Here is an 862-nt window from a genome sequence, read left to right on the forward strand (position 1 = left end):
CAACGTCAGCAGCACCGACGCCGCCACGGTCAGCATCCCGACCAGCGCCGTCTTCCGCGACGCCGACATCACCACCAACGGTGACCGGCTGACCTTCTCGGCCACCGGCCTGCCCGCCGGCCTGAGCATCGACCCGAACACCGGTGTCATCTCCGGCACGCTGCCCAACAACGCCAGTGCCCAAGGTCCGTTCAGCATCGAAGTGACGGTTACCGACCAAGCGGGCAAGAGCACAAGCGCCAGCTTCTCGCTGACCGCCAACAACTTCGCACCGGTTGGAGCGGACGAAAACCACACCGTCGACGAGGACGGCTCCCTGAGCGAGGCCGTCAGTGCGACCGACGCCGATGGCGACGCCCTCAGCTACGCGGCTGGAACCGCGCCGACGAATGGCACGGTGGTCGTGGACGCCAACGGCAACTACATCTACACGCCCAACGCGAACTTCAACGGCACCGACAGCTTCACGGTGGTCGTGACCGACGCGCAAGGCGCCACAGACACCATCACCGTCAATGTGACGGTCAACTCCGTCAACGACAACCCGATGGTCGTCGGCACGCTGAACAACGTCAGCAGCACCGATGCCGCCACGGTCAGCATCCCGACCAGCGCCGTCTTCCGAGACGCCGACATCGCCACCAATGGCGACCAGCTGACCTTCTCGGCCACCGGCTTGCCCGCCGGCCTGAGCATCGACCCGAACACCGGTGTCATCTCCGGCACGCTGCCCAACAACGCCAGTGCCCAAGGTCCGTTCGCCATTGCGGTGACGGTGACCGACCAGGCCGGCAAGACCGTCTCGACCAGCTTCTCGCTGTCGGCCAACAACCCCGGCCCGGTGGGCACGGACGAGAGCCAC

Annotated in this window: 1 protein-coding gene; it reads left to right on the forward strand. The window is 66.2% G+C overall.

Going from position 1 to position 862, the window contains the following annotated elements:
* Positions 1-862, forward strand: an 862-nt coding sequence (locus tag OOT46_RS30640) for a cadherin-like domain-containing protein (protein ID WP_265407407.1), incomplete at both ends; no start/stop codon positions are given.

The sequence above is a fragment of the Aquabacterium sp. A7-Y genome (assembly GCF_026153205.1).
Lineage (GTDB): Bacteria > Pseudomonadota > Gammaproteobacteria > Burkholderiales > Burkholderiaceae_C > Caldimonas.